1 protein-coding gene is annotated in these 318 nt (G+C 72.6%); it reads left to right on the top strand.

Translation table 11 applies throughout. The features are described 5' to 3' along the window. Positions 1-318 (top strand): GNAT family N-acetyltransferase (locus SB816_RS30605; protein WP_410548064.1); only part of this gene is annotated, 318 nt, incomplete at both ends.

The raw sequence follows: 318 nt of genomic DNA, 5'->3' as shown, positions 1-318 counted from the left end.
ACCGGTCGCCGGCGAGCGACGCGGTGACCGCGACGACGTGGGCGCGGCTGCTGGACCCGGCCGAACCGATGTTCGTCCTCGGCGCGTTCGACGCGGCGGGCAAGCTGGTCGGCATCGTGCACGCGATCTACCACCGCTCGTGCTGGACCGACGGGCCGTACTGCTATCTGCAGGATCTGTTCACGGCGGCCGACGCGCGCGGGCAAGGCGCGGGCAGCGCGCTGATCGAGGCCGTGTACGAGCGGGCCCGCGAAGCCGGCGCGAGCCGCGTGTACTGGCTCACGCACGAAACCAACACCACGGCGCGCGCGCTGTACG

The organism is Achromobacter sp. SIMBA_011 (genome assembly GCF_046535435.1).
GTDB classification, from domain to species: Bacteria; Pseudomonadota; Gammaproteobacteria; order Burkholderiales; family Burkholderiaceae_B; genus Achromobacter; species Achromobacter dolens.
This window is presented reverse-complemented; position numbering and strand designations above follow the sequence as displayed.